The 24,965-nt window shown below is 65.1% G+C and carries 23 protein-coding genes; 12 read left to right on the top strand and 11 right to left on the bottom strand.

Annotation, left to right across the window (positions count from 1 at the left end):
• Positions 1-4: 4 nt before the first annotated feature.
• The 5 genes from AB7Z56_RS15705 to AB7Z56_RS15685 form a co-directional block, all read right to left on the bottom strand.
• Positions 5-1,438: a serine/threonine protein kinase gene (locus tag AB7Z56_RS15705; protein WP_354124509.1), complete on the bottom strand. Its 1,434-nt coding sequence runs from the start codon at positions 1,436-1,438 to the stop codon at positions 5-7.
• Between the two features lie 6 nt (positions 1,439-1,444).
• The gene (locus tag AB7Z56_RS15700; RefSeq protein ID WP_063982396.1) at positions 1,445-2,185 is read right to left on the bottom strand and encodes a metallophosphoesterase family protein; all 741 of its coding nucleotides are present in this window, start codon (positions 2,183-2,185) and stop codon (positions 1,445-1,447) included.
• A 117-nt stretch (positions 2,186-2,302) separates the two neighbouring features.
• Complete coding sequence (locus AB7Z56_RS15695; protein WP_354124510.1) at positions 2,303-2,908, bottom strand: hypothetical protein; 606 nt, start codon at positions 2,906-2,908, stop codon at positions 2,303-2,305.
• On the bottom strand, positions 2,901-3,587 hold the full coding sequence (locus AB7Z56_RS15690) for a hypothetical protein (protein ID WP_028147462.1): 687 nt from the start codon (positions 3,585-3,587) through the stop codon (positions 2,901-2,903). Before AB7Z56_RS15690 ends, AB7Z56_RS15695 begins: the two co-directional genes overlap by 8 nt.
• Positions 3,584-4,354 (bottom strand): MotA/TolQ/ExbB proton channel family protein, encoded by a 771-nt coding sequence (locus AB7Z56_RS15685; protein ID WP_028147463.1) that lies wholly within the window; start codon positions 4,352-4,354, stop codon positions 3,584-3,586. The genes AB7Z56_RS15690 and AB7Z56_RS15685 overlap by 4 nt, the downstream gene beginning before the upstream one ends.
• A 200-nt stretch (positions 4,355-4,554) precedes the next feature.
• Between AB7Z56_RS15685 and AB7Z56_RS15680 the strand changes: the two genes are divergently transcribed.
• The 4 genes from AB7Z56_RS15680 to AB7Z56_RS15665 all read left to right on the top strand — a co-directional run bounded on the left by AB7Z56_RS15680 (position 4,555) and on the right by AB7Z56_RS15665 (position 8,227).
• Positions 4,555-5,925: a sensor histidine kinase gene (locus tag AB7Z56_RS15680; protein WP_354124511.1), complete on the top strand. Its 1,371-nt coding sequence runs from the start codon at positions 4,555-4,557 to the stop codon at positions 5,923-5,925.
• A 7-nt stretch (positions 5,926-5,932) separates the two neighbouring features.
• The gene (locus AB7Z56_RS15675; RefSeq protein ID WP_354124512.1) at positions 5,933-6,583 is read left to right on the top strand and encodes a response regulator transcription factor; all 651 of its coding nucleotides are present in this window, start codon (positions 5,933-5,935) and stop codon (positions 6,581-6,583) included.
• 218 nt (positions 6,584-6,801) lie between these two features.
• Positions 6,802-7,833, top strand: a complete 1,032-nt coding sequence (locus AB7Z56_RS15670) for an MBL fold metallo-hydrolase (protein ID WP_354124513.1) — start codon at positions 6,802-6,804, stop codon at positions 7,831-7,833.
• 103 nt (positions 7,834-7,936) lie between these two features.
• Entirely contained in the window at positions 7,937-8,227 is a 291-nt protein-coding gene (locus tag AB7Z56_RS15665) for a hypothetical protein (RefSeq protein ID WP_354096174.1), read from the top strand.
• 36 nt (positions 8,228-8,263) lie between these two features.
• Here the strand turns inward: AB7Z56_RS15665 and AB7Z56_RS15660 are convergent, their stop codons facing one another.
• Entirely contained in the window at positions 8,264-8,851 is a 588-nt protein-coding gene (locus tag AB7Z56_RS15660) for a TetR family transcriptional regulator (RefSeq protein WP_354124514.1), read from the bottom strand.
• A gap of 564 nt (positions 8,852-9,415) precedes the next feature.
• Between AB7Z56_RS15660 and purB the strand changes: the two genes are divergently transcribed.
• Positions 9,416-10,723 carry an adenylosuccinate lyase gene (purB, locus tag AB7Z56_RS15655; RefSeq protein WP_028158449.1) on the top strand — a complete coding sequence of 436 codons (1,308 nt, stop codon included), beginning with the start codon at positions 9,416-9,418 and terminating at the stop codon, positions 10,721-10,723.
• Between the two features lie 118 nt (positions 10,724-10,841).
• Positions 10,842-12,014 (top strand): M20 aminoacylase family protein, encoded by a 1,173-nt coding sequence (locus AB7Z56_RS15650; protein WP_085404318.1) that lies wholly within the window; start codon positions 10,842-10,844, stop codon positions 12,012-12,014.
• Positions 12,015-12,080: 66 nt separating this feature from the next.
• Here the strand turns inward: AB7Z56_RS15650 and AB7Z56_RS15645 are convergent, their stop codons facing one another.
• The gene (locus AB7Z56_RS15645; protein WP_166353247.1) at positions 12,081-13,934 is read right to left on the bottom strand and encodes an ATP-binding protein; all 1,854 of its coding nucleotides are present in this window, start codon (positions 13,932-13,934) and stop codon (positions 12,081-12,083) included.
• Between the two features lie 201 nt (positions 13,935-14,135).
• Here AB7Z56_RS15645 and AB7Z56_RS15640 point away from each other — a divergent pair, with 201 nt between their 5' ends.
• Entirely contained in the window at positions 14,136-15,497 is a 1,362-nt protein-coding gene (locus AB7Z56_RS15640; RefSeq protein ID WP_071912426.1) for an ABC transporter substrate-binding protein, read from the top strand.
• Positions 15,498-15,566: 69 nt separating this feature from the next.
• Here AB7Z56_RS15640 and AB7Z56_RS15635 read toward each other — a convergent pair whose 3' ends face one another.
• The gene (locus AB7Z56_RS15635) at positions 15,567-16,892 is read right to left on the bottom strand and encodes an LVIVD repeat-containing protein (RefSeq protein WP_354124515.1); all 1,326 of its coding nucleotides are present in this window, start codon (positions 16,890-16,892) and stop codon (positions 15,567-15,569) included.
• A gap of 71 nt (positions 16,893-16,963) precedes the next feature.
• On the bottom strand, positions 16,964-18,871 hold the full coding sequence (locus AB7Z56_RS15630) for an acyl-CoA synthetase (RefSeq protein WP_354125876.1): 1,908 nt from the start codon (positions 18,869-18,871) through the stop codon (positions 16,964-16,966).
• Positions 18,872-19,118: 247 nt separating this feature from the next.
• Here AB7Z56_RS15630 and AB7Z56_RS15625 point away from each other — a divergent pair, with 247 nt between their 5' ends.
• Together AB7Z56_RS15625 and AB7Z56_RS15620 are read left to right on the top strand one after the other, a co-directional pair.
• On the top strand, positions 19,119-20,231 hold the full coding sequence (locus AB7Z56_RS15625) for a SecDF P1 head subdomain-containing protein (protein ID WP_354124517.1): 1,113 nt from the start codon (positions 19,119-19,121) through the stop codon (positions 20,229-20,231).
• 262 nt (positions 20,232-20,493) lie between these two features.
• The gene (locus AB7Z56_RS15620; protein WP_071912420.1) at positions 20,494-21,300 is read left to right on the top strand and encodes a Crp/Fnr family transcriptional regulator; all 807 of its coding nucleotides are present in this window, start codon (positions 20,494-20,496) and stop codon (positions 21,298-21,300) included.
• Positions 21,301-21,314: 14 nt separating this feature from the next.
• Here the strand turns inward: AB7Z56_RS15620 and AB7Z56_RS15615 are convergent, their stop codons facing one another.
• On the bottom strand, positions 21,315-21,956 hold the full coding sequence (locus AB7Z56_RS15615) for a glutathione S-transferase family protein (protein ID WP_354124518.1): 642 nt from the start codon (positions 21,954-21,956) through the stop codon (positions 21,315-21,317).
• Positions 21,957-22,104: 148 nt separating this feature from the next.
• The gene (locus AB7Z56_RS15610) at positions 22,105-22,656 is read right to left on the bottom strand and encodes a cytochrome b (protein WP_354124519.1); all 552 of its coding nucleotides are present in this window, start codon (positions 22,654-22,656) and stop codon (positions 22,105-22,107) included.
• 169 nt (positions 22,657-22,825) lie between these two features.
• Between AB7Z56_RS15610 and murI the strand changes: the two genes are divergently transcribed.
• From murI to AB7Z56_RS15595, 3 genes are all read left to right on the top strand, one after another.
• On the top strand, positions 22,826-23,623 hold the full coding sequence (gene murI / locus AB7Z56_RS15605) for a glutamate racemase (RefSeq protein ID WP_354096166.1): 798 nt from the start codon (positions 22,826-22,828) through the stop codon (positions 23,621-23,623).
• A gap of 62 nt (positions 23,624-23,685) precedes the next feature.
• A complete protein-coding gene (locus AB7Z56_RS15600; protein ID WP_354096165.1) occupies positions 23,686-24,459 on the top strand; it encodes an HpcH/HpaI aldolase family protein in 774 nt (257 codons plus the stop codon).
• A 69-nt stretch (positions 24,460-24,528) separates the two neighbouring features.
• Positions 24,529-24,912, top strand: coding sequence for a cupin domain-containing protein (locus AB7Z56_RS15595; protein WP_354096164.1), 384 nt, complete (start codon positions 24,529-24,531; stop codon positions 24,910-24,912).
• Positions 24,913-24,965 lie beyond the last annotated feature (53 nt).

Raw genomic sequence — 24,965 nt, 5'->3', positions numbered from 1 at the left:
TTTCCTAGCCCCACACGACGCCGGCGTCTGGTTTCGCCGCAGCCATCCGCGGTGGCCGCACCACGGTGACGGTGCAGGCCGCCTCCGAGGCCACCTTGGCCGAGACGCTGCCGAGCAGCGTGCGGCGGAACGAGCTCTGCCGTGCGCCGATGATGACGTGGTCGACCTGATTGATCTCGGCGAATTCCAACAGCGCCGCGGCGGGGTCGACGGCCTCCAGCACGTGAACCGACAGCCGGCTCTCGTCCAGCTTGAGCGGCGTCGCCCAATGCCGGAGCGCGACCAAGCGGTCGATATGCTTGTTGGAGCCCTGCTCGTCGAGCGTCCGGTCGATCGCGATGCGGTTGAGCTTGAGCACGTTGACGCAGGCAAGCCGCGCCGACGGCAGCGTCGCGAGAATGCGCTCGGTCGTCACGCGCAGCGCCTCGTTCAGCTCGCCCGCGCCTTCCACCGTGTCGAGCGCGACCGCGAGGATCGGGCTGGAGGCGATTTGCGCGGCGACGTCCGATTTCGCGCGCGGCGCCATGACACCCAGGTTGAAGCGCCGCCGCCAGGCGACGCTCAAGGGGTCGCGCTTCAGCCGTTCCGAACGCGCGGTGAGCCTGACCTGGTCCGGATGAGCGAGATCGAAGGCGAGCTGGGACGCGGTCGGATAGCGCCGCACCGGCTCGATCTCGAGACAGCGCAGCACCACCTCCTGAAGCCAGGGCGGATAGTCCGCGCGCAATTCGCGCGGCGGATGCGGATCGCGCCACAGCCGGCGACGCATCGCGCGCAGCGTCTCGCCCTCGCCGAAGGGACGCTCGCCGGTGGTGAAGAAATAGAGCAGCACGCCCAGCGAAAACAGATCGCTGCGCGGATCGTCGCGCACCCCCAACAGCCGTTCAGGCGCCATGTAGGGCGCAGTGCCGTAAGGCAGGCGGAATTCTTCCTGCAACAGGTCCGGCAGATGGTTGTGGTGCGACAGGCCGTAATCGATCAGGACCGCCTCGCCGCTATCGCGGAACATGATGCTGCTCGGCTTGATGTCGTGATGGATCACGTTCTGCCGGTGCAGATCGGCCAGCGCGGCGGCGATCTTCGCGACGAGCTGCCGCGCCTCCTCATATGGGAGCGGCAGGTCGGGCAGCCGCTTGTAGAGCGTGGTCCCGGGAATGCGCTCGATCACGGCGTAGGCCTGGTGCGCGAAGTCGCCAGTGCCGAAACACGAGGGCACGTGCGGCCCGGCGAGCCGCGGCAAGATGATCATCTCCATCTCGAACGAGACGATTGCGGCGGGGTCCTCGCCCTCCGACACCCGCGGAATCTTCATCAGCAGCGGCACGTCGATGCCGGGATGGGTGACGGTCCACAGCGTCGCCATACCGCCGGCATGGACGCATTCACCGATGGTGTAGCCGTCGATCTCGGCGCCTGATTTGACCAGGGATTGCGGCATCGGCCTCTAGCGTCCCTGCGACAGCCGGTCGGCGAGCCAGGGCGGCAGGCCGTTCTCGCGAATCTTGTTCGCCGCGCTCGCGATGTCATAGGGCGCGCGGCAATAGGTGATCTGGCACGACACGGTGTCGAACAGCACGAAGGCTGCGGATGGATCGCCATCGCGAGGCTGGCCCACCGAGCCGAGCACGGCCAGCCATTGCCGCCCGCGCAGCAGCGGCACGGAAACGTCGGTCTTGGGCACGAGGCCCGTCATCTTCGCCGTCACCGACATCGAATAGAGCGCCGGGCGATGGATGTGGCCGCAGAAGGTGACATGGGCGGGCGTCGATATCAGGCTCTTGGCGGCATCCGCCGTCGAACGGACATAGTGCCAGCGCTGCGGGCTCGAGGCCTCCGAGTGGACGTAAAGGCGCTCCTTCTCATCCACCAGCATCGGCAGCTCGGCGAGGAACCGCCGCTGCGCGACGTCGAGCCGTCCGCGCGTCCATTCGATCGCGATCTGCGCCTCCGCATTCATGGCTTCGGTCGTGGTGTTGACCGCCTCGTCATGATTGCCGCGGACGGCGATGGCGCCCTCCCGGACCAGACCCATCACGGTATCCACGACCCATTCCGGATCGGCGCCATAGCCGACGAAGTCGCCGAGCAGGACGAACCGCTCCGCGCCCTTCGCGCGGGCAACCTTCAGGCAGGCCTCGAACGCCTGCCGGTTGCCGTGGATATCCGAGAAGACAGCGAGAAGCACGCACCCTCCACCCCAAAGGCCTTATCGGAAGCCGATAAGGCCAAATTGAGGGACGTCAAGAAGATGCGCCAGTGCGGGTGCGTTTTCCAGCGTGCCCCTGTCGCGATGGTGAAGAGCCTATTGCTCGTCCTTCGGAGGCATCCGGGGCGGCGGGATCGGGGTGAACACCGCACCTTGCGCGCCGGCCGGAGGTGCGAGGAATTCGCCGGTCGAGGAATCGCCGCCGGTGGTCTCCAAAATGGTCTTCGGCGTCACATATTCCCGGACCATGTCAATGAGACTGCCATCGCCGCCACCGAAATCGGCGGCACGGCCGCCTTGCGGATGTCCCAGCGCGATCTCGTTCTCCGCCGCATGGGTCTTGTCGGCCAGCCTGTCATTGTAGGGCACACGAAAGGCGCGCGGGATGCCGCTCGGGCGATTGTCCTCATCCAGCTGCTCGACCCAGAGATAGATCGAGCCGGGATCGCCTTCCAGCGAATGCGGCTCGACGATGCGGGCCTTCAGCAGCTTGAAGGTCGCCGGCAGCCGGTCGGAACTGGCCCAGCCCAGCAGCCCGCGCATCTCGGTGAAGCTGACGACATAGAAGGCGCTGGTCACGACCACCGCGACCGCCTTGAACGACCAGTGCAGCCGCGCATAGACCAGCACGACCAGCAACAACGCGCCGATGACGGCGTAGGCGACCGACAGCGTGAGGATGACCGTTTGCAGGCTAGTCACGGCGCACCCTCACAGCGTTCTTGCTCACACCGGTCCTCGGGTCGAGATCGGCGCCGTTGCGCCAACTGCTGCGGAACGTCTCCAGCAGCGATTTCGGCCGCTGGTCCACATTGACGACCTTGCCTTCCGCATCGAGCCGGAACCGCACCGCGGTCTTCTCGTCGCCCGTGTGATCGAGCGTGAATTTGTTGTCGAAGACCACCTGCGCGGTCGGATTGAGCTTCTGCACCTTCACATTGGCCTGGACCGGTTCGCCGGTCGTCGCCACGAAATGTGAGACGTTGACGGTGTATTCGCCGGCGAGGATGCCGCGCACCGTGACGATCTCCTCGCGGATCGGCGAGGCGATCTTCTTGCCGTTGACCATGATGAAGTCGTTGGCCCCGCCCCGGTCGTCGCGATCGAGCGTGAGGAAGCCGGCTTCGCGGTGGCGATACCAGGCGATGTTGCCGGCGGGATCCTGCACGAACAGGTCGAGATCGTCTGGATGGCTGTCCGGCCAGTCCAGCGTGATCATGAACTCGGCCTTGGAATCGATCTTGCCGTCCTTGGCATCGGGCGACACCGCGAGGAGCGCGAGAAAGAACAGGAAGGCGATCACCTGGAGCGCCTTGAACAGCATCACGCCCAGCGGATCGAACGGCTCCTCGCGCGGATAGAGACCAAAGTCATCCATCATGACGCGGTTCCAGCGCCTTTGCGCTCCAGCACCGGCGTCACATAGGTCTCGGTCAGCACCACCGCGTCCGAGAACACCCGCTGGGTCGCGGCATCCAGCATGTAATACTGGATGCGCACCAGGATCGAGCCGACGAGGCCCGCCAGCGTGGTGTACATCGCGACCGCCATGCCGTCGCTCATCAGCCCCATCGAGGAACGCATCGCGACCTTGTCGGCGGCATCCAGCCCCGCGATCGGCGCCAGCATGATGATGAAGCCGATGATGGTGCCGAGCAGGCCGAGCTTCATCAGCGTGTCCGAGACGAAGGCACCGAAACCGTTGGAGCCGCGCAGCCGGTCGGCCAGCGTCCGCAGCAGCAGCGTCTGGTCGACCGCCCGGTAGTCCTGCGCGGACGCTTTCGTCACGAGGCTCTCGATGTGGTCCCGCACCAGCCCGCGTGGCAGCGCGGCCGCGCTGCCGTCGAGCACCTTGCTGCCCCCGGGCGCCGCGAGCACCGCCCGGCACCGCCGCGCCGCCGCGCCTTCACGGGCGATCGCCCGTGTCCGCAGGAAGCAGTGGCCGCAGGTAAGGACATAGAGCAGCGCGATCACGCTGGAAATGTAGGTGCGGTCGGAGGTCAGCATCAGACGGATCAGCCCGAAGCGCCACAGCAGCACGACGGCGAAGATCGACAGCCCGGTGAAGATCATCCAAAACAGCAGCGCACTGCGCTCGGATGGGTCGGCAGCAGACCCCGCGATCGGTCCAATCGTCATCGAACTCATGCTGCACTGCTCCTGGCTTGCAGGGATTGGCCTGCAATGATTCCACCCCGATTAGATCAAAGCCGCCGCGCGCGGTCCAAAGAGCCATGCCCAATCCGGCTTGGGAAATTTGCCCGAGCTGCAATCCGGCCCAAACCCCGCAATTGGCAAGGCGCGGCGGCGTTGTTAGGCTGACCTTACCAAACGTTGAGGGTGATCGCATGCGCCTCGTGCTTCAGCTTGTCGCCCGTCTGCTTCTCATTGTCGCGCTCTGCCTTGGCGCCGCGACCGTCTGGGCCACGTTCGACGCCTATCGCAGCGTCGACCGGGCGACCGCGGCCTCGGCGCAGCGGGTCGCGCAGGCGCTTCAGGCGCTGTACTGGCACGAGTTCTTGTTGCGCAGCAGCAGAACGCGCGAGCAGCTCTTGCCGGTTCCGGAGTGGCGCACCCTGGAGACGATGAAGCTGATCTCGCCCGGCGTTTGCGTCGAGTTCCAGCCGGCCATCGCGTTCGAAAGGCCGCTCTGCGGCCAGAGCGTGGGGCTAGGCAAGACGCCGCCGCACTGGTTCACCGCGATCGTACCCATCTTCCTCGGCAGCCACGCCGAAGTGATAAGGCCCGTCAGTCCCCGCGCGGCCGCCGCCGGAACGGTCGTCGCGACGCCGGATGCCGCAGCGGCCATCTCGCTTGCCTGGGAGTATCTCCTCAACGTGGTCGATGTCGCGCTTCTGATGGCGGCGGCGATCGCGCTCTTGGCGTCGCTCGCCATCGCGCACGCGCTGGCGCCGGCGCGCACCATCGTCGACGCGCTCCAGCGCATGGCGCGGGGCCAGTATCGCACGAAACTGCCGCGCTTCCGCTCCATGGAGCTGGCGATGATCGGCAGCGCCGTCGGCGAGCTCGGCGGCCGGCTGGAGGAAGCCACCGAACAGCGCGCGGCGCTGACAAGGCGGCTGATCGAGATCCGTGACGACGAACGCCGCGCGCTCGCCCGCGAGCTGCACGACGAGTTCGGCCAAAATCTCTCCGCCATCCTCGCCTTTGCCAACACGATCGAGACCGCAAGCGCGAAGGAGAGCAAGGACAACGCAATCGCGCAGGACGCGCGCATGATCTCGCAGGCCACCCATCATCTGATGGCCTCGCTGCGCGATGCGCTCAAACGCCTGCGCAATCCCCTGCCCGAGGAGCTCGGGCTCGAGGCCAGCCTGGTCAATTTGGTGGACAGCTGGCGCTCGCAAAGCGCAGCGCAGCCGACCATCCGGCTCGATCTCAGGGGCGACCTCACCGACATCAGCGGTCCGGCCGCCACCACCGCCTATCGCGTGGCGCAGGAATGCCTGACCAACGCACTGCGCCACAGCTCGGCGCGCGAGATCTCCTTGCGCATCGAGCGGCGCGCCGGTGACGACGACGCGTTGCTGATCCGTGTCGAGGACGACGGCGGCGGCGATGCCGCGCGCGTGGCGCAGTCGGCCGGCTTCGGCCTCACCGGCATCCGCGAGCGGGTCGCGGCGGCCGGCGGATCGCTGTCGATCCTGCCTGCACGAGGAGGCCTCAGCGTCGCCGCCACCATCCCGCTCGCCGCGTGAGGCCGACATGAGCGATGTTGCGGCAACAGGCATCTGCGTGCTGCTGGTCGACGACCATCCAATCGTGCGGCAAGGCTACCGGCGCGTGCTGGAAAGCCAGGGCGATCTCCATGTCGTGGCGGAGGCCGACAATGCCGCGGACGCCTACGGCGCCTTCAAGGCGCACGACCCTGATGTCGTCCTGCTGGATATCTCGATGCCCGGCGCGAGCGGGCTGGAGGCGATCCGCAACATCCGCGCGCGCAGCCCGCGGGCGCGCATCCTCGTCTTCACCATGCACAACGAAGCCGTGCTGGTGAAAGCCGCCTTCAGCGCCGGCGCCAGCGGCTTCGTCACCAAGAGCAGCGAACCCTCCGCGGTCATCACCGCGATCCGCAGCGTTGCGCGCGGCGAGCGCGCCATGAGCGACGACATCGCGCACATTTTGGCCGAGGACAGCCTGTCGGCGGGCTCGGCGCTGGACCAACTGGGTGAGCGCGAGATCGAGATCCTGCGCCAATTCGCCGGCGGCGCGACGACTGAGCAGATTGCTGCTCATCTCAATCTCAGCGTCAAGACGGTGCAGAACTATCACTATTTGATCAAGACCAAGACCGGCGCGCGCACCGACGCGCAACTCGTGCGGCTGGCAGCGAGCTGCGGGCTGACGAGGATCTAGAGCTTGGCGGCTGGACGCCTATCTGGTTCCGGCCGGCCGCCCCAACGAAGGTCTCCAGTCGCTCTCGGATTGTGCTAGGCTCGATCGCAGCCACGGCATCCGGCACGAGACCGCCGGTGGATGTCTGTTGGGCTCCGATCTTGACGCGAGCCTCCCGGCTCTTTCGAAGCCGCCCTCGTTCCCGTTGTATGTTTTGCATGACAACAGGAGACGCTTCCATGAACATCAGGGACAGTCTTCTTGCCGCACTGATCGCCTTCAACGTTTTCGCGACCGGAACCACCGAGAGCGCAGCAGCCGACGCGAAAGACCAGATCACCATTCTTTATGACGCCTTCGGCACAAATGACGCGATGACAAAGGACTGGGGTTTTTCCGCCCTTGTCGAAGTCGCGGGAAAACGCATCTTGTTCGACACGGGTAACGACCCCGAGATCTTCGCGGCAAACGTGAAGGCCAGGGGCGTCAACCTCTCGGACCTCGACTTTGTCGTTCTTTCGCACCGCCACTCCGATCATATGGCGGGTTTGTCCTACGTCCTAAGCGTCAATCCGACCGTCAAGATCTACGCGCCTAGGGAAGGATTTGGCATCTACGGCTCTTCGCTGCCTTCCGGCTTCTTCCGGAAAGACGAGGCCCTGCCACCGGAGATGCGGTACTACGGAGGCAAGCCCCCAGCGGTGATGAAGTTCGGCTCGGCATGGGCCAACGCAAACTTCGAACTGATCGATCAAACGACCGAGATTGCTCCTGGGATCACACTGATTTCGCTGATCTCCGACGCGCCCGGGACACGAGAACTCAAGGAGCTGTCTCTGGCCGTCAACACCGCAGAAGGCGTAGTCCTTCTGGTCGGTTGTTCGCACCCCGGGATCGAGCGCATTGTCGAAGCGGCGACCGGTATCAATCCCAGGATTCATCTCATCGCCGGCGGATTTCATCTGGTCGTGGCGCCTGACGATGCAATCGCGAAAGTCGTTACCGCTCTCAAGGACAGGTTCAAGGTCGACGCCGTAGCACCGGGGCATTGCACCGGTGAGCCGACTTTTGCCGCGCTCAAGAAGGCGTTCGGCGACAGCTATCTCTATGCCGGCCTCGGCACGTCGATTCCGGTTGGAACGAGTGGGAATGTCCGACGCGGAGAAGGTCCGACGCTTGACGACCTTGCGACATATCGGAAACTGGCCGGGCGTGAAGACCCGTTCGGCATCTTGCGGTCGCGCGGCCTGCGGTCGGGATCCGCGCTCTAGCGCGGCGGCGCGCAGTTCGTGCCTTTATCCAGCGCTTGAGGCGAGCGGAATGGAACCGACACCGTCGCGCTTTGGTTAGCAGCAGAGTGAAGGGAGTTGCGCCATGAGTAAGGCCATGCACCGAACGGTCGTCGATCCTCCGCTCCTCACCGTGGGCGAGCTCATCGACGAACTCTGCCGCTTGCCAGATACGGCCGTCGTCCACTTCCGCTGCCCCGCACTCGATCAGGAGCTTACATTCTACCGCATTCGGAAGCGGTCGAAGGACGCCGTCGAAATCGCGGTGAACACATATCCGGAGAGCCCGCCGGTTGTCCCATCCTCCAACGGAAGGCAATCGACCCGCTCGCCTGCCCTTCGCGAGGAGGCCCTTTTGCACAAGGCGAAAGGCTGAATCTACAGTTACACGCTTTGGCGGGACCGTGTCGGTCTAGGCCGCTTTCAACCCGCGCAGCACCAGCGCCAGGGTCGCATCGACACGAGCGGGCAGATCGGCGTCCTTCCACTCATCGGCATGGGCCGGGTGGTGAAAGCGGACGGTGGCATCGAAGATGGCGCGGGCGGTGGCCTTGACGTCGTCCACCTCGAACACGCCCTGCTTCACGCCGTCGGTCAGGATCGACGCGATCTGGTCGATCATGGTGTCCTTGTGGCACTTGACGGCGGCGCAAGCCTCGCGCGCCAGCGTCAGATAGGTGTCGAACATCTCGGGATCGTCGAGCACGCGCGAGCGCTTGGCGGCGAACAGCGTGCGCAGCCAGCGGTCGAGTCGGGCGGGCGCCGGCCCCTGCTCCTCGGCGATCGCCAGCAACGGCGCGTCGATGCGATCCAGCCAGCGTTTGGCGACGGCCTCGCGCAGCGAGGCCTTGCTCGGGAAATGGCGATAGACGCTGCCGTGGCTCACATCGAGCGCACGGGCAACGTCAACCACGGTGGCCTTGGCGAGTCCGTAGCGCCGCAGAACGTCCTCGGTGACTTCGAGTATCCGCTCCGGCGTCAAGATCACGGCTTCATTCATGCCAGCACCATGTTCCCGTTGAGGGCTCAGTTACCCGGCGATGGAGCTGCTTCCGAAGCGCCCGTGCCGGTCGTTTCGGAAAGCTCTCGCCTTAATGAGGCAGTTTTGCAGCCTGCGCCGCGATCTGGCGCGCAACCAGTAAATTGAGCCAATGCCCAATCGTTCCGGTGAAGTTGATGATTTCGGTCGTCATTGTCTTAAGTCTCCATTCGTCCGCGGTCCCAACCTCCTTATGTCCCGCGATCCGCAACTGTTCGGACCTCGGGCTCCCCGGGCGGGTCGCCGCGGGACGCCCAATCGGAGCGTCCGAGAACGGATATACACGTCTTGCTGACAGATTTCAATATCTGTCAGTCAATGATCCGTGATTGACAGTTAATTTTTGTGGGCGGCGTCTCCTCAGCTTGGGGTGGTTCAGGGGCGGTGGATAGCTCGCCGATCCCCCTCGCCTGGGGTCCAGATCGTTTGTTTCGCCCTGCCCGCTCTGCTAAATCACGGCGTAAAAAGCATTTTGGCCGGTCGCCGCCCCCTTGGGCCGCCCGCCCACCTTCCTGGAGCAGTCTGATGATCCCCCGCTATACCCGCCCGGAAATGGCCTCGATCTGGGAGCCGCAGACCCGGTTCAAGATCTGGTTCGAGATCGAGGCGCACGCGGCGGACGCCCTCGCCGAACTCGGGACCATCCCCAAAGAGGCCGCCAAGACGGTATGGGCCAAGGCCAAGGACGCCACTTTCGACGTCGCCCGCATCGATGAGATCGAGCGCGAGACCAAGCACGACGTCATCGCCTTCCTGACCCACCTTGCCGAAATCGTCGGCCCCGAGGCGCGCTTCGTACACCAGGGCATGACGTCCTCGGACGTGCTCGACACCTGCCTCAACGTCCAGCTCACCCGCGCCGCCGACCTCCTGCTTGCCGATCTCGACAAGGTGCTGGCCGCACTCAAGAAGCGCGCCTTCGAGCACAAGATGACGCCGACCATCGGCCGCAGCCACGGCATCCACGCCGAGCCTGTGACCTTCGGCCTCAAGCTCGCTTATGCCTATGCCGAATTCACCCGCGCCAAGGAGCGCCTGATCGCGGCGCGCAAGGAAGTTGCGACCTGCGCCATCTCCGGCGCCGTCGGCACCTTCGCCCAGATCGACCCGCGCGTCGAAGAGCACGTCGCCAAGGCGATGGGCCTCGTCCCCGAGCCGATCTCCACTCAGGTCATCCCGCGCGACCGCCATGCGATGTATTTCTCGACGCTTGGCGTGATCGCCTCCTCGGTCGAGCGCATTGCCGTGGAGATCCGCCACATGCAGCGCACCGAGGTGCTGGAGGCCGAAGAGTTCTTCTCCGAAGGGCAGAAGGGCTCGTCCGCGATGCCGCACAAGCGCAACCCGGTGCTGTCGGAAAACCTCACCGGCCTCTCCCGCATGGTCCGCGCCTATGTGACGCCGGCGCTGGAGAACGTCGTGCTCTGGCACGAGCGCGACATCTCGCACTCTTCCGCCGAGCGCATGATGGGCCCGGATGCGACCGTGACGCTCGACTTCGCGCTGGTGCGCCTCGCCGGCCTGATCGACAAGCTGCTGGTGTACCCCGCCAACATGCAGAAGAACCTCGACCGCCTCGGCGGCCTCGTGCATTCGCAGCGCGTGCTGCTGGCGCTGACCCAGAAGGGCGCAAGCCGCGAGGACGCCTACAAGCTGGTGCAGCGCAACGCGATGCCGGTCTGGCGCGGCGAAGGCGACTTCCTCCAGCTCCTGAAGAAGGACACTGAAGTGAAGAAGTATCTCACCGACGCCGAGATCGAGGAGCAGTTCGACCTCGGCTATCACCTCAAGCATGTCGACACGATCTTCAAGCGCGTGTTCGGCGAGAGCTGAGCGCGCGTCCGTAGAAACCGGAGGGTGGTTAGCCGCAGGCATCACCCACCATTCCTCGTGACACGGCGGTGGGTTACGCTACGCTAACCTACCCCACGAACAAGAAACGGATCCCCTCATGCCCATCGTCAACCGCGTTGCCGCCCTCTCCGACGAAATGGCCGCCTGGCGCCATGACTTCCATGAGAACCCGGAGCTGCTCTACGAGGTCCATCGCACCGCCGGCATCGTCGCCGATCGCTTGCGCGAATTCGGCTGCGACGAGGTGGTGACGGGCATCGGCCGGACCGGTGTCGTCGGCGTGATCCGCGGCCGCAAGTCGGCCTCCGGCAAGACCATCGGGCTGCGTGCCGACATGGACGCGCTGCCGATCATGGAGACGTCGGGCGTCGCCTACGCCTCCAAGGTTCCCGGCAAGATGCACGCCTGCGGCCATGACGGCCACACCGCCATGCTGCTCGGTGCCGCCAAATATCTCGCCGAGACGCGCAATTTCGACGGCACCGCGATCATGATCTTCCAGCCTGCGGAGGAAGGCGGCGGCGGCGGCAAGGCGATGGTCGAGGACGGCTTGATGACGCGCTGGAACATCCAGGAGGTCTACGGCATGCACAACATGCCGGGCCTGCCCGAGGGCCATTTCGCGACCACGCCCGGCGCGATGCTGGCCTCCTCCGACAACATCCAGATCACCGTCCACGGCAAGGGCGGCCACGCCGGCGCCGGTCCGCACAAATCCGTCGACAGCGTGCTGATCGGCTCGCAGATCGTCAACGCGCTGCAGTCGATCGTCGCGCGCAACGTCGATCCGCTGAAGTCCGCCGTCATTTCGATCACGCAATTCCACTCCGGCACGGCCTTCAACATCATCCCTGAAGTCGCCGAGCTCGGCGGCACCGTCCGCACGCTCGATCCTGAAGTGCGCGATCTCGTCGAGCGCCGCATCGGCGAGGTCGCCGAAAGCGTCGCCCGCGCCTATGGCGGCTCGGCCGAGACCAAGTACACGCGGATGTATCCGGTGACGATGAACCATGCGCGCGAGGCCGGCCTTGCCGCCGACGTCGCCCGCGACATCGTCGGTGCCGAGCGCGTCAACGACAAGTTCATCCCGATGATGGGCGCCGAGGACTTCTCGTTCATGCTGGAAGCGCGTCCCGGCGCGATGATCCTGGTCGGCATGGGCGACGGCAACGAGTGCCACCACCCGGCCTATGTCTTCAACGACAACATCCTCGGCCACGGCGCCTCCTACTGGGCGCGCCTGGTGGAGACGCGGATGCCGGCGGGCTAGCGTCGCTTCGCGGCAGCCGTGGCCCGGGCGACATTGCCGCCAAAGGGCCACGCCACGCGGAGCCCGTCATCGAGCCGCAGAGCGTTGCCCCGTTGGCTCTTCCGTCTCCAGCGGGCTGGATGCGGTCTCGTCTGAGGCGAGAGGCAGGGTGAACTGAAAGAAGGCGCCCCGCGGCTCGTTTGCGCCGGCCCACATCCGCCCGCCATGCGCCTCGATGATCGAGCGGCAGATGGCGAGACCCATCCCCATGCCTGTGGGCTTGGTGGTGTAGAAGGCTTCGAACAGGCGATCCACGTTCTTCGGATCCAGCCCCGGACCGGAATCCCGCAAGGTGACGTGGACGCCGTCGGATGCATCCCGACCGGTGCTGATCAGCAACTCCCGTCCCCCCTCGCCGACCGCGGCCATCGCCTCGATCGCGTTGACGATCAGGTTGAGCACCACTTGCTGAACTTGAACCCGGTCGGCCTGAATCGGCGGCAAGCCCTCCGCAAATTGCATTCGCACCGAGACGCCGTTCTTGAACGCTTCGCTGCGTGTCAGCGCGATGACCTCAAGCACCGCCGGGTTAATCTCCAGGGTCTCTTTTTGCGGGGGCGCGTTCCTGATGAGCGCCCGGATCCGGCCGATGATGTCGCCGGCTCGCATACCATCACCGGTGATCCAGTCGAGGGTCTGTCGAACCCGCTCCAGGTTTGGCGGTCGCGCCTCCAGCCAATTCAGCCCGGCCTCGGCGTTCGCCACGATCGCGGCGATCGGCTGATTGACTTCATGGGCGATCGAAGCGGTTAGCTGTCCCATCGTGGTGACGCGATTGGCGTGCGCGAGCTCCATCAGCGCTTCACGGTAGCGCCGCTCGTGTTCGCGGCCTTCGGCTTCCGCCCGCTTGAGAGCCGTCAGATCGAGGACGAAGCCGACGCCATGATCCGTACCTTCTCCGAACATGGTCCCACCGATCAGCACCGGAACGCGGCTTCCGTCCTTCCGCACATACTCCTTCTCGAATGGCTGGGCCGTCCCGACCCGCTTCAGTTCCGTCACGGTCTGCAAGTCGCGGTCGCGCCATTCCGGCGGCGTGAGGTCGGTCCGATGCAGGCGCCCTGCGGCGAGATCTTCCCGGTCGTATCCCACGATGCGCAGGAAGGCATCGTTGGCCTCGAGAATGCGCCCCTCGACTTCCCAGATGATGATGCCGATGATGTTGGCATCGAACAGGCGCCTGATCTTGATATCCCGTGCTGCAAGATCACTCTGGAGCTGGATGTTCTCCTCGGTCGCCTCCCGCCGCCGTTTCGCTTCGAGCCGCGCGAGCGCCAGCGCCGCTGCGGCCAGCGCGACGACGAGGACAACGGCGCCGGCGATCAGCCAGGTCCAGCGTTGCTCGAATGCTTCTGCGCGCGCCTCCCGGCCGGCGAGCCGAAAGCGCTCGTGATCCACCATCTGGTCGATTTGCGAGCGGATCTCGTCCATGCTGCGGATCATTGCCAGCGCGGCCAGCCCGGACGTGCCGGCCGTCTTCAGCAGCTCGTCGATCTCGCGCAGCGTGGCTGTAACGGTCAGCGCCAGATGTCCGGCCCGAAGGCCCTGCAACGGATCATCCGCCACCAACATCTGCAGCGCCTGAGCCTCGCGCCGTACGCTTTCGTCAGAGACGCCGTAGGCCTTGAGATAGGCGGGGTCGAGGGTCATGAGATACCCGCGCCTTTCAGTCTCCAGTTCCGCGACGATCGCCCGCAGCCGATCAAGCGTTTCGAGGACCTGGCGGCTATGCTCGATGAAGTGATGAGCTGCTTGCCGCTCCTGCCAATATTGCAGGCCGAGGAAGCTGGTCGCGGCAAACAGGGTCACAAGCACTGCGACCGCAAGGATCAGCGGACGAGCAAACCATCGCAGAGGCAGGGCCCGAACAGGAACGGACATTGGCCGTGGGTCTTCGATGCTCGTGTGACCGCGCGTGTTCTGGTGCCGACGCCAGAGCATGATGGGACAATAGCACGGATAAGGAGGTCGGGAACCCGACATTCATCGGATACGCCAGAGGTCGGGCCGTGATGTCGCAGGACTGCGGCACCGTGCGTGTGCTATGGATGAATGCCCTTGGTTGATTCAAGGAGCATCATCATGGCACAGGGTGAAAACTCATTGAGCCATCCGGCGAGCCGCCGCAGTTTCATCAAGGGACTGGGGGCGGCTGGCGCGGGCCTGACCGCGCTGCCGCGATGGGGCTTTGCCGAGGATTCCGCTGCGGCTAACGCCAACGCCGCGATCGACTGGAAGCAATTTGCGGGACAGACGATCGCACTTTCGGGTGCGATCCATCCGTGGTCGAACGCGATCGCGCCGCTGTTGCCGGAGTTCACCATCCTCACCGGCATCAACGTCACCATCGATTTCCAGCTGGAAACCACCTACCTCGGCGCGCTGCCGATCAGGCTCGCTCGCGGCAGTAGCACGCCCGACGTCTTCATGTTCACGACCTATGGCCAGGGCATCACGAACGGATGGGTGGAGCCACTGAACGGCTATTATTCCATGAAGTCGCTGACCGACCCCGCCTGGTATGACGAGAGCGACCTGCTCAAGACGGCCCGCGCCTTCCCGCTGTGGTCGGACGGCGAACGGTACGCGGTCCCGATTACCTCAGAGGCGACGACCCTGTTCATCAACAGCGATGCGCTGGCAGCCAAGGACCAGCCGGTACCCCAGACTTTCGACGAGCTGCTTGTCACCGCCAAGGCGGTCAAGAGCAACGGGATGTCGGGGATCGCGATGCGGGCCCAGGCGAGCGGCAATTCCTCCCCGCCAGCCATGGGCTTCCTGTTCTCCTACGGTGGGGCCATGGTCGAGCACAACAGGGTCGTTTTCGCGAGCCCGGAGGGGATCGCGGCCGTCGAGATGTACGGACAGTTGCTCGGTCAGGCCGGGCCTGCCGGCGTCGGCAGCTACGAATGGTACCACGTGCTGGACGACTTCCTGCAGGGGCGGACGGCCATGGCGATCGACAGCAGCAACTTCGCGACCGACATTTCCAATCCAGCGAAAAGCCGTGTCGCCAAGCAGGCCGGGTTTGCAACCTTTCCGCATCTCGCCGGTCGCGGCCCCGTCCCCTTCATGTCGCACTGGCAGGCGTGCATCAATTCCAAATCGCGAAACAAGCGCGCGGCTTTCCTGTTCCTGCTCTGGGCGACGAGCAAGGCGACCTCGCTGCAGACTGCTGCAGCAGGGCTGGCGACGACACGCGTGTCGGCCTGGTCGAGCGAGGGCTTCAGGAAGGCGTTCGGTTCGCAGGCCGCCGAGGCGGCGCTGATCAATTTGCAGAATGCCGACGTCGACCGCGCCAAGGCGATTCTTTTCCATCCGCAATCGAGACTGATCCTGGACGCCTTCATGATCGGCGTGAATGAAGTGGTCAACGGGGCGAAATCGGCCAAGGATGCGATGACGGGCGCGGCCGAAAGGGCCAATGCGGCGATCCGCGGGTAACGGCGAGGCGTCGCCCGATCGGAAGAGGTGGCCACGGTGGACAAGTCGCCGACTCCCGCTGCGCGGCGATTACCCCTGATATTGCAGCACGTGCATTCCGGCATTCCAGTCCGACACGAACATCAGCCCGTCAGGCCGGACATAGGAATCGCAGGTCTTGGCTGCGAGCGCGACGTTCGGCCGGGGATCGATCAGCTTCTTCGGTACCGGCGGCACCCAATACGCGATCTCCTTCGGCGCAAACTGATCCCTGACGTCAAACACCCTGACGCCGGCATTGTTGTAGGTCGCGAAAATCGTCTCCTCGCTCTGGAAGGAGCCGGGGCGGTTCTCATGCAGATTATGCGGACCGAAGGTGCCCTTCGCACAGAAGTCGCGATCGCGTGGCGTCGGCAGCGTCGCGATCGGCACCGGATTTTGCGGCGCGCGCACGTCAAGCACGAATGTATGAAACAGGCCCTTGGCGCATTGATCCGCATTGGCTTCATCCGCGACGATGGCGAGCTGACGCTTCGGCAGCGGCAGCGGCGTATGCGTGCCGCCGGCGAAGGGCGGCGACCAGTTGATGTGCGAGAGCAGCTTCGGATTGGCGGGATCGCCGATGTCGTGGATGGTGAAGCCGCCGTCGCGCCAGGCGGCATAGCCGCGATCGCCCGCCGTGATCATGTGATGCAGCGCAAAGCGCTTGCCCTTGGGCGTCGCCGGCTCGCCGGCCGCGCGGTTCATGCCCGGCAGCCACCATTTCGCGACGATCTCCGGCTTGGTGATGGTCTTGAGATCGACCACGCAAAGGATGTGGTCGGTGAAGCCGTCGAAATGCGCCGACACATAGGCATAGCGGCCGCCGGGCCACCACAGCCGGTTGATGCCGAAGCCCGGCATTTCGAGGAACGCGACCTCGCGCATCTCGCCCGGTTTCGAGATGTCGTGGATCGACAGGCCGGAGCGGAATTTCTTGGCCTTGGTGATGCTGTCGGCGAGCGAATTCTCGAAATAGCCGCGCATGCTGTCGTAGGACTGCATCGCGACGATGTTGGCGCCGTTCGCAAGCAGCAGCAGGTCTTCCGCCACCTGCAGATGGTGGGTGCGGGTGTATTGCCCGGCAGTGAAGAAATTGACCGGTTTCAGTGCGCGCGGATCGGACGCGTCCAGGATCGTCACGCCGTCGCTGAACATGTGTCCGACATAGACGTGCTGCCGGTTGAACATCACCTGCACGGTGTCGGGCCGGCCGCCGACGTCGCTGTACGAGATATGCTTGATGCCCTTGCCGATGCCCTCCGGCGGAATGTCCGGCTCTGACGCCCATACCGGCCGTGACAATCCGGACAGCGCAGCGGATCCGAACACGGCCGACAATTGTTGAAGGTGATGGCGGCGAGAGAGTTCAGGCATCGGCTTCCCCCCATTTTTTGAGAGGATGATGCGCGCTCGCGGCGAGGCGCGCAAGCCTCGCGTGCCCTTACCTACGCCTGCACCACCTCGTGCCGCATCACGAACGGATCGAGCAGCGTGTGCACCTCGCCAGCGACGAGTTCGCGCTGGTCTGCCGGCAGGCCCGCGAGCGTCACAGTGGCGATCGAGCCGTGGCTGCCATGCGCGCCGACCTTCACCTTGCAGTCGATGCCGCGCGCGATGATCGGCGACAGCACCTTGGTGAACACCCGCTGCGCGGCGTCCCAGCGCAGCTGCGGCTTGAACACCTTGCCGACGCCCGTGACCGGCATCGGGTCGATCGGAATGACCTGCACTGGAACGGCGGCGCGCTCCGGCGTCCGCTCGCGCACCCACGACTCGAGCTCGCCCGGCTGAATGGTCGCGCCCGGCTTCAGTTGCACGTAACCGACCGGCAGCTCGCCCGCATAGGCGTCGGGCTGGCCAACCACGGCGGCGAAGCCGACGGCGGGATGGCGAAACATGATCTCTTCGATCGGCGCCGGATCGATATTGTGGCCGCCGCGGATCACGAGATCCTTGGCGCGGCCGGTGATCCAGAGGTAGCCGTCGGCATCGAGACGTCCGAGGTCGCCGGAGTTGACCCAGACCTCGTCGACGAAGGCGCCCTTGTTGTGCTCGTCGTTGAGATAGCCGCCGAACACGCCGGGCCCGGCCATGATGACGACGCCGATCTCGTCGGCTGCGCAGTCGCGGATCAGGCGGCCGTCAGCATCGAGCTGCACGATGCGCACGCGCGCGTAAGGCATGGGAAGGCCGACCGAGCCGAGCCGGATCGGCCGGCTGGGATAAGCAAGCGTGTGCACGCTCGAGGTCTCGGTCATGCCGTAGACCTCGACCACCGGCAGCTTCAGCTTCTCCTGGATCGCCGAGCCGACGGCGACGGGAATCGCCGAGCCACCGCCGGCAGCATATTTCAGGCTGGAGATGTCCGCATTGCCTTGCGGCACCGCAAGCGTCGCCGCCAGCACCGTCGGTACGCTCGACAGCGCCTCGGGCTTGAAGCGCTCCACCAGCCCCCAGATGTTCTTCACCGAATTCGGGTTGCGCCAGCCGCTCGGCGACAGCACGACCAATGAGCCGCCGGCGGACAGCGTCAGCAGCACCTGCGTCAGCGATCCTCCGACATGGAATAGCGGCATGCCGAACAGCATGTTGGCGCCGGGCTTCGACTTCAGCAGCAGATTGAGCGCCCAGGCCTGATAGACCTGATTGGCGTGGGTGTGCCGCACGAGCTTCGGCGTGCCGGTGGTGCCGCCGGTGTGGAAATAGGCCGCGATGTCGCCACCCAGAATCTTGCGCCCGCTGATAAGCCGGTCGGACGGCTGCTGCTTGATCAGGTCGTTGAAGGCGAAGATGCCCTTGTCCGGATCGCCTCCGCCGAACACCTGCACGACCGCCTTGAGATGTTTCAGCTGCGGGCGGATCTGCTCGACCTTTTGCCAGATGTCGGTGCCCGGCATCGGCCCGAGCGCAACCAGAACCTTGGTGTTCGCGGCCTCAAGGATCTCCGCGATCTGGTGCGGCTCGAGCAGGGGATTGACGGGATTGGCGATGCCCGCGGCCTCGGCGCCGAACAGCGTCACGAAGGCATCGGGCACCAGCGGCAGCATGAAGCTGACGACGTCGCCCTTCTCGACGCCGAGCGCGTGAAACATGTTGGCGGCCTGCGTGACGCGCGCGACGAAATCGCGATAGGTGACCACGAGCGGCGTGTCGGCCGGATCGGCGTTTTGCAGGAACTGGATCGCGGCCCCGTCGGGGTTGCGCGCCGCACCGAGCCTGATGGCGTCATAAGTGCTCTCGGCCGCGACGCGATCGGCGTAAGGGACCTGCTCGAAGGCCCGGACCTCTGCGTCCGTCGCGAAGTCCGGATAGTCGTTGCCGATGAACCGATCGAGCGCGTGGATGCCCGCCATGGAATTCCGTCCTCCCTCAGATGCATTTCCCCGCCCCCTGTCTTTTGACATTTTGGTCGGCGAGGCCTCGGCCGATGGCCGGTCGAGCGCGGACAGAATGATGGATGATTGAGCGTTCGTCCATGGCCGAACGGCTACGGCCGTAGCACGCGTCTTCGAGGCCATTGAACCTCCCCGCCCGATCCGGGGACCAAGAACATGCATCGGACTCCCCTGCCAGCGTCCTGCCGCAAGACTTGAGGAAATCATGACCACGCCCTCGCGGGACCGCGTCACACGGCTGATTATCGCGCTCGCCGTGACTTCGGCGATCATGACTTCAGCGATCATGACTTCGGCGATCATCCTGCCCCGCGCGGCGCTCGCCGAGGACGGCCAGTTCGACAAGATGCGTGCCAGGATCGCCGCCTTCGTCGCCGACAAGATGGAGAAGCTGGGCGGCTCGCGCATCGTCTACAAGGTCGATACCGACGGCTTGCGCGAGAGCGTCGTCACGGATTTGCGCGACGATGTCTACAAGACCCTGCGCGAGGGCAAGATCGCCTTCTCCGGTCTTGCGATCCGCGACGCCGGCGTCGAGGTGAAGATCGCGGATGCCAAGGGCCGCGAACAGCTCGCACGCAAGCTCGCGTCGGCCGCGGAGGGATTGCCGTCGCATGCGCTCACGGTGACCGACGGCGGCGACGGACTGGTCAGGCTCGCGCCGACCGATGCCGCATCCGCGGCCCGGCTGCGCGATCTCGTCGAAGATTCCATCGCCATGATCGAGCAGCGCCTCAAGGATGCCGGCATCAACCTCACCAGCGTCCTGCCGGATGGCACGGATCGCATCCGCATTTTCATCCCGGGCATGATGGAGCCCGCCCGCGTGACCGCGGTCTTCGCCAGGAAGGTCAAGGTCAGCTTCCGCCTGATCGACGTCTCGATGCCGGCGGAGCAGGCGCAATCCGGCACGCCGCCCACGGGCACCGAAGTCCTGCCCGGCTTCAAGGACGAGCGCCATTACCTGGTCGCCAGGGACAGCGCACTCGACGGCGACGACATCAGCTATGCCGGCCCGGGATTTGCCAGCGGCACGAAAGACCCGATCGCCTCGTTCCGTTTCAACGGCCGCGGCACGCGGCGCTTTGCCCACGTCACCGAGGAGAACATCGGAAGGCCCTTCGCCATCGTGCTCGACGGCAAGGTGATCTCCGCCCCCGTGATCCGCGAGCCCATCACCGGCGGCTCGGGCCAAATCTCCGGCAATTTCACCCTGGAGGAAGCCAATAGCGTCGCGATGTTGCTGCGCGCCGGTTCGCTGCCGGGGCACCTCGACCTCGTCGAGCATCAGGTCGTGCAACCCGCCGCCAAGCCGTAAGGCCGGTCGCGCTGCGCCCCCGCCCCGTCGGCGCGCCGCGGTCCACGACGCCAAAGCCCGCGCCCCCGGGGGGCCCCGAATCACGGGCGCGCGACGGCCATGCGCACAACCAACGGGCAATTGCCGAAACGCCCGATCCGGCTAAAATTTGCCTCTTGCGGCATGGCGGCCGAAGGTTTCATTTCAAGCGGTCGTCATTCGATTTCGGCTATACCTGTCGAGCATACCGACCAGGACTGAAGGCCTTACGCGGGGTTAGTACATGCCGTCCGGCAGCGCAGACATTTCCTCGATCCTCGACCGCATTCTGGATGCGGCGACGGACAACCTCAGGATCGCAAAGATCCTGGTCCAGATGGGCCTCGATCCCAACAACGTCACCTACGACGCGATCTTCAACCGGTTGCTGGAGATCTTTGTCCAAAACATTACGCTGGCCAATTTGTTCGCCGCGGTCGGCGCCGGCTTCTTCGTCGCCACCCTCCTGATGCGGACGATGGTGCCGCTGCGCGTCGCCAACATGGTCGGCTGTGCGTTCTTCGCCGTTTTCGGCGCGCTCTCGGCCAACGTCTCGACCTTCCTCCTCTATCTGCTGCTGCTTCCGATCAACGCCCTGCGCCTGCGGCAGATGCTCAAGCTCGTCAAGAAGGCGCGTCATGCGGCCGAAGGCGACATGTCGATCGAGTGGCTCAAGCCGTTCATGACCGAGCGCAGATATCGCAGTGGCGATACGCTCTTCAAACTGGGCGATCCCGCCAAGGAGATGCTCCTCACGGTCACCGGCAAGTTCCTGGTCAAGGAGATCAATGTCGAGATCGGGCCCGGAGCTCTCATGGGAGAGCTCGGCTTCCTCACGCCGGACAACCGGCGCACCGGAACGATCGAATGCGTCGAGGACGGACAGGTGCTGACGATCACCTATGACCGCTTGCTCGAGATCTATTTTCAGGACCCGCAGTTCGGCTATTACTTCCTGGTGCTGACCAGCCAGCGCCTGCTGCAAAACATCGACCGCTTGCAGAAGCAGCTGGCGAGCGAGCGGTCAACGACCACGAACCGGATCGCGTGAACCGGCGCCGCGGCTCAGCTCAGCAACAGCGCCATTCCCGGATCGCCCTTCTCCATCGCGCGCCGGTAGGCCGGGCGGGCACCGACGCGGCCGAGATATTTGGTCACATTCGGGCAGCGCGACAGGTCATAGGGCTGGAAGTAGCGCATCGTGGTGAGCGAGAAGCCCATCATGATGTCGGCGGTGGTGAAGGTGTCGCCCGCCAGATATTCGGCGTCGCGAGCACGTGCATCGACCAGGTCGAAGGCGCGGTCGGTACGCCCTCTGCTCGCGACCAGCATCGGATTGTCCGCGGCGAGCTTGAGCCGGTTCAGGATCATCAGCCGGCCCATGCCGGCCTGCAGCGTGCCGTTGGCGAAGTGAAACCAGTACAGGAACTGCGCGAAATCAGGATGAGCAGGGCGGAGCGCAAGGCGCCCATCGCCGTATTTGGCCATGATGTAATCCACGATGGCGCCGGACTCGGCGAGCACGAGGTCGCCGTCGGTGATCACGGGCGCACTCCCGATCGGATGCAGCGCCTTGTAGTCGGGCGGCGCCAGCATGGTGACGGAATCGCGCGCGTAGCGCTTCAGTTCGTAGGGAATTCCCAGTTCCTCGCAGAGCCAGACGATGCGCTCGGATTGCGACTTGCCGAGATGGTGGACGGTGAGCATGGCGTCTCCTGCGACCGTGAGTTGGACCTGCCGTGATGTCCGCATCTTAACCCGTCATTGCGAGCGCAGCGAAGCAATCCAGACTGCCACCGCGGAAAGACTCTGGATTGCTTCGCTGCGCTCGCAATGACGACGTGGAGGGACCGCCCTACCCCGCCTCGTCCGCCACCATCCGCGCCACGACGCGGTCGCGGCGGATGAAGTGGTGCCAGAGGGCAGCGACCACGTGAATCGCGATCAGCGCCAGCAGCACATAGGCAAAGAGGATGTGGCGATCCTCATAGGCGCCCGCCGCCACACGGTCGGGAGAGGTGAATTGCGGCACGTGAAACAGGCCGAAGAAATCGGAATAATCAGGCGTACGCGCGCCGGAATGCGCCCAGCCCAGGATCGCGACCAGGATGACCACGAGATAGAGCGCGCCGTGGCTGACATGGGCCGCGATCTTCTGCCAGCGCGAGGTTTCAGGCGGCATCACGGGCGTCGGGTTGACGGCGCGCCAGACCAGGCGCAGCACGGTCAGCAGCAGGATCACATAGCCGATATCGGCGTGGATCGAGCGGTAAAAGAAGCGGTCGGGACGCGCCGGGATGTGGTTCATCCACCAGCCGAAGCCGATCATGGCGAGGATGGCCAGCGCCAAAATCCAGTGCAGCCACCGGGAAACGCTGCCCCAGCCGTTACTGGTATTTCTGATCATGTCGGCTCTCCGGAGTTTTGCGGATATGTCCCCCTCCGCAGCGCAGCTGCTGATAGCGGGAACTTGCGGCAACCGTGAAATTGAATCGTTCCAAATTGGTCCCAAACGGCCTCGCCGCAAAACCGCCCCAAAAACCGAATGGTAACCATGGTGCCCTTAAGGTAGCGACGTGGCCTATTCCCCGACGATCCTGGTGTTCGATTCCGGCCTTGGCGGACTCACGGTGCTCCGCGAGGTCGTGGCTGCGCGCCCGGACGCGCATTTCGTCTATGTCGCCGACGATGCCTTCTTCCCCTATGGCCACCACAGCGAGGACGAGATCATCGCCCGCGTCGTGCCACTGATGGGCGAACTGATTGGCACCCACGATCCTGACCTCGTCGTCATCGCCTGCAACACGGCGTCCACCCTGGTCCTATCTCACTTACGCGCCGCTTATTCCCTGCCCTTCGTCGGCACCGTGCCGGCGATCAAGCCCGCCTGCGCGCAGTCGAAGAGCCGCCGCGTCTCGGTGCTCGGCACCAAGGGCACGGTGAAGCGCGAATACACCAAGGCGCTGATCCGCGATTTCGCGCTGGGTTGCGAGGTGACATTGGTCGGCTCGCCCGAGCTCGCCTCGCTGGCGGAAGCCGCGCTCAGCGGCCATCCGATCAGCGACGGCGACATCCTCGCCGAACTCGCCCCCTGCTTCGTCGGTGATCCCGCGGACGCGACATCGCGCACCGACACCGTGGTGCTCGCCTGCACGCACTATCCGCTGCTGCTCGACCGGATGAAGACGCTCGCGCCCTGGCCGGTCGAATGGATTGACCCCGCGCCCGCCATCGCCCGCCGCGTCTCCGACCTGCTCGGCGCGCAAATCGGCGGCATCGCGCAGTCCGGCGCCGAGATGATCTTCACCTCGAACCGCGTGCACGGGCTTTCGGCCACGCTGACGCCGTTCTTCGGCGGCCGCGCGCTGGCCTGACCTTGCGCCTCGACGGCGCGCTGCTAGGCTTCGCCGTCGTCACTTTTGCGCAAGGTCATTCCATGTCGGTCCACGCAGCGCCGCTCAACCGTCTCCGCCAGCTCTGGAGCGAAGGGCGCCCCGCCTTCGGCGCGATCGCGACGATCCCGAGCGTGCAGACCGTACAGATCATGGCGCGCTCGCTCGACTGGATCATCGTCGACCTCGAGCATGGCCCGATTGGCTTGACCGAAGCGCATGCGATGATCGCCGCCACGACAGGCACGCCATGCACGCCCCTGGTGCGGATCGCGGCGAACGAGCCGTGGCTTGCGAAAGCGCCGATGGACATCGGCGCCTTCGGCATCAATTTCCCGATGATCACCAATCGCGCCGAAGCCGAGAAGGCGGTGCGCAGCGTGCGCTATCCGCCGCGCGGCGATCGTCTCTGGGGTCCGTTCCACGCGCCGTTCCGCTGGGGCCAGTCGATGCCGGACTACATGGCCAGCGCCGACGACGAGATGATCTGCATGATCACCATTGAGCATGTCGAGGCCGTCAACCGCATCGACGAGATCATGGCGACGCCGGGCATCGACGTCGCGGTGATCGGCCCCGGCGATCTCGCGACGTCCATCAACAAGCGCGGGCAGATGGACGATCCGGAATTGCTGGAGCTGGTCGCCCGCGCCGAGGCCGGCATCCTCAAAAGCGGCGTGCCGATCGGCGGCGTCGCCCGCACCGCAGACCAGGCCAACGCCCTGGTCGACCGCGGTTATCGCGCGATCGCGCTGGGTTTCGACTGGTCGCTGTTCCAGCGCGGCATCATGGCGGCGTTCGAGGGAATCAAGCGCTGAACGAGCCGATCGCGGCCTTGCCGGGAACTGCGACGCTGCTAGGGTCGGCGGTTCCAGGGAGGAAGAACCATGCTCAAAAAGACTTTGCTCGCTCTCGCCTTTACCAGCCTTGCCCTCGCAGCCTTCGCTCAGCAGGCCGGCATCAAGCGGACCTCATTGCAGAAGGTCGAATTTCCAGACGGTTACAACACCATCACGGCCATCGCGGAGGTCCCGGCCGGCGGTGCGGCCGGACGCCATACTCATCCTGGAGTCGAAACCGGCTACGTGCTCGAAGGCGAGCTGAATCTCCTCATCGACGGCCAGCCGGAGAAAACCCTGAAAGCCGGGGATTCCTACCAGATCCCGGCAGGCGTCGTGCACGACGCCAAGGCTCATGGCGACAAAGCCATGAAAGTACTCGGGGTTTACATCGTCGACAAAACCAAGCCGCTGGCCTCGCCGGCGCCCTGATGCGGCGAACCGACCGGCCCCAGGCGGGTTGGTTCGTGCTAGAGCACGCAGCG

Origin of the sequence: Bradyrhizobium sp. 482_C4_N1_8 (assembly GCF_052075965.1) — a bacterium.
In the GTDB taxonomy this organism is placed as follows: domain Bacteria; phylum Pseudomonadota; class Alphaproteobacteria; order Rhizobiales; family Xanthobacteraceae; genus Bradyrhizobium; species Bradyrhizobium barranii.
This window is presented reverse-complemented; position numbering and strand designations above follow the sequence as displayed.

Excerpts from the sequence above, each read along its gene's own strand:
- AB7Z56_RS15705 (WP_354124509.1), bottom strand. The coding sequence starts at position 1,438 with ATGCCGCAATCCCTGGTCAAATCAGGCGCCGAGATCGACGGCTACACC.
- AB7Z56_RS15690 (WP_028147462.1), bottom strand. The coding sequence starts at position 3,587 with ATGATGGATGACTTTGGTCTCTATCCGCGCGAGGAGCCGTTCGATCCG.
- AB7Z56_RS15685 (WP_028147463.1), bottom strand. The coding sequence starts at position 4,354 with ATGAGTTCGATGACGATTGGACCGATCGCGGGGTCTGCTGCCGACCCA.
- AB7Z56_RS15680 (WP_354124511.1), top strand. The coding sequence starts at position 4,555 with ATGCGCCTCGTGCTTCAGCTTGTCGCCCGTCTGCTTCTCATTGTCGCG.
- AB7Z56_RS15675 (WP_354124512.1), top strand. The coding sequence starts at position 5,933 with ATGAGCGATGTTGCGGCAACAGGCATCTGCGTGCTGCTGGTCGACGAC.
- AB7Z56_RS15670 (WP_354124513.1), top strand. The coding sequence starts at position 6,802 with ATGAACATCAGGGACAGTCTTCTTGCCGCACTGATCGCCTTCAACGTT.
- AB7Z56_RS15665 (WP_354096174.1), top strand. The coding sequence starts at position 7,937 with ATGAGTAAGGCCATGCACCGAACGGTCGTCGATCCTCCGCTCCTCACC.
- AB7Z56_RS15660 (WP_354124514.1), bottom strand. The coding sequence starts at position 8,851 with ATGAATGAAGCCGTGATCTTGACGCCGGAGCGGATACTCGAAGTCACC.
- purB (WP_028158449.1), top strand. The coding sequence starts at position 9,416 with ATGATCCCCCGCTATACCCGCCCGGAAATGGCCTCGATCTGGGAGCCG.
- AB7Z56_RS15650 (WP_085404318.1), top strand. The coding sequence starts at position 10,842 with ATGCCCATCGTCAACCGCGTTGCCGCCCTCTCCGACGAAATGGCCGCC.
- AB7Z56_RS15645 (WP_166353247.1), bottom strand. The coding sequence starts at position 13,934 with ATGTCCGTTCCTGTTCGGGCCCTGCCTCTGCGATGGTTTGCTCGTCCG.
- AB7Z56_RS15640 (WP_071912426.1), top strand. The coding sequence starts at position 14,136 with ATGGCACAGGGTGAAAACTCATTGAGCCATCCGGCGAGCCGCCGCAGT.
- AB7Z56_RS15635 (WP_354124515.1), bottom strand. The coding sequence starts at position 16,892 with ATGCCTGAACTCTCTCGCCGCCATCACCTTCAACAATTGTCGGCCGTG.
- AB7Z56_RS15630 (WP_354125876.1), bottom strand. The coding sequence starts at position 18,871 with ATGGCGGGCATCCACGCGCTCGATCGGTTCATCGGCAACGACTATCCG.
- AB7Z56_RS15625 (WP_354124517.1), top strand. The coding sequence starts at position 19,119 with ATGACCACGCCCTCGCGGGACCGCGTCACACGGCTGATTATCGCGCTC.
- AB7Z56_RS15620 (WP_071912420.1), top strand. The coding sequence starts at position 20,494 with ATGCCGTCCGGCAGCGCAGACATTTCCTCGATCCTCGACCGCATTCTG.
- AB7Z56_RS15615 (WP_354124518.1), bottom strand. The coding sequence starts at position 21,956 with ATGCTCACCGTCCACCATCTCGGCAAGTCGCAATCCGAGCGCATCGTC.
- AB7Z56_RS15610 (WP_354124519.1), bottom strand. The coding sequence starts at position 22,656 with ATGATCAGAAATACCAGTAACGGCTGGGGCAGCGTTTCCCGGTGGCTG.
- AB7Z56_RS15600 (WP_354096165.1), top strand. The coding sequence starts at position 23,686 with ATGTCGGTCCACGCAGCGCCGCTCAACCGTCTCCGCCAGCTCTGGAGC.
- AB7Z56_RS15595 (WP_354096164.1), top strand. The coding sequence starts at position 24,529 with ATGCTCAAAAAGACTTTGCTCGCTCTCGCCTTTACCAGCCTTGCCCTC.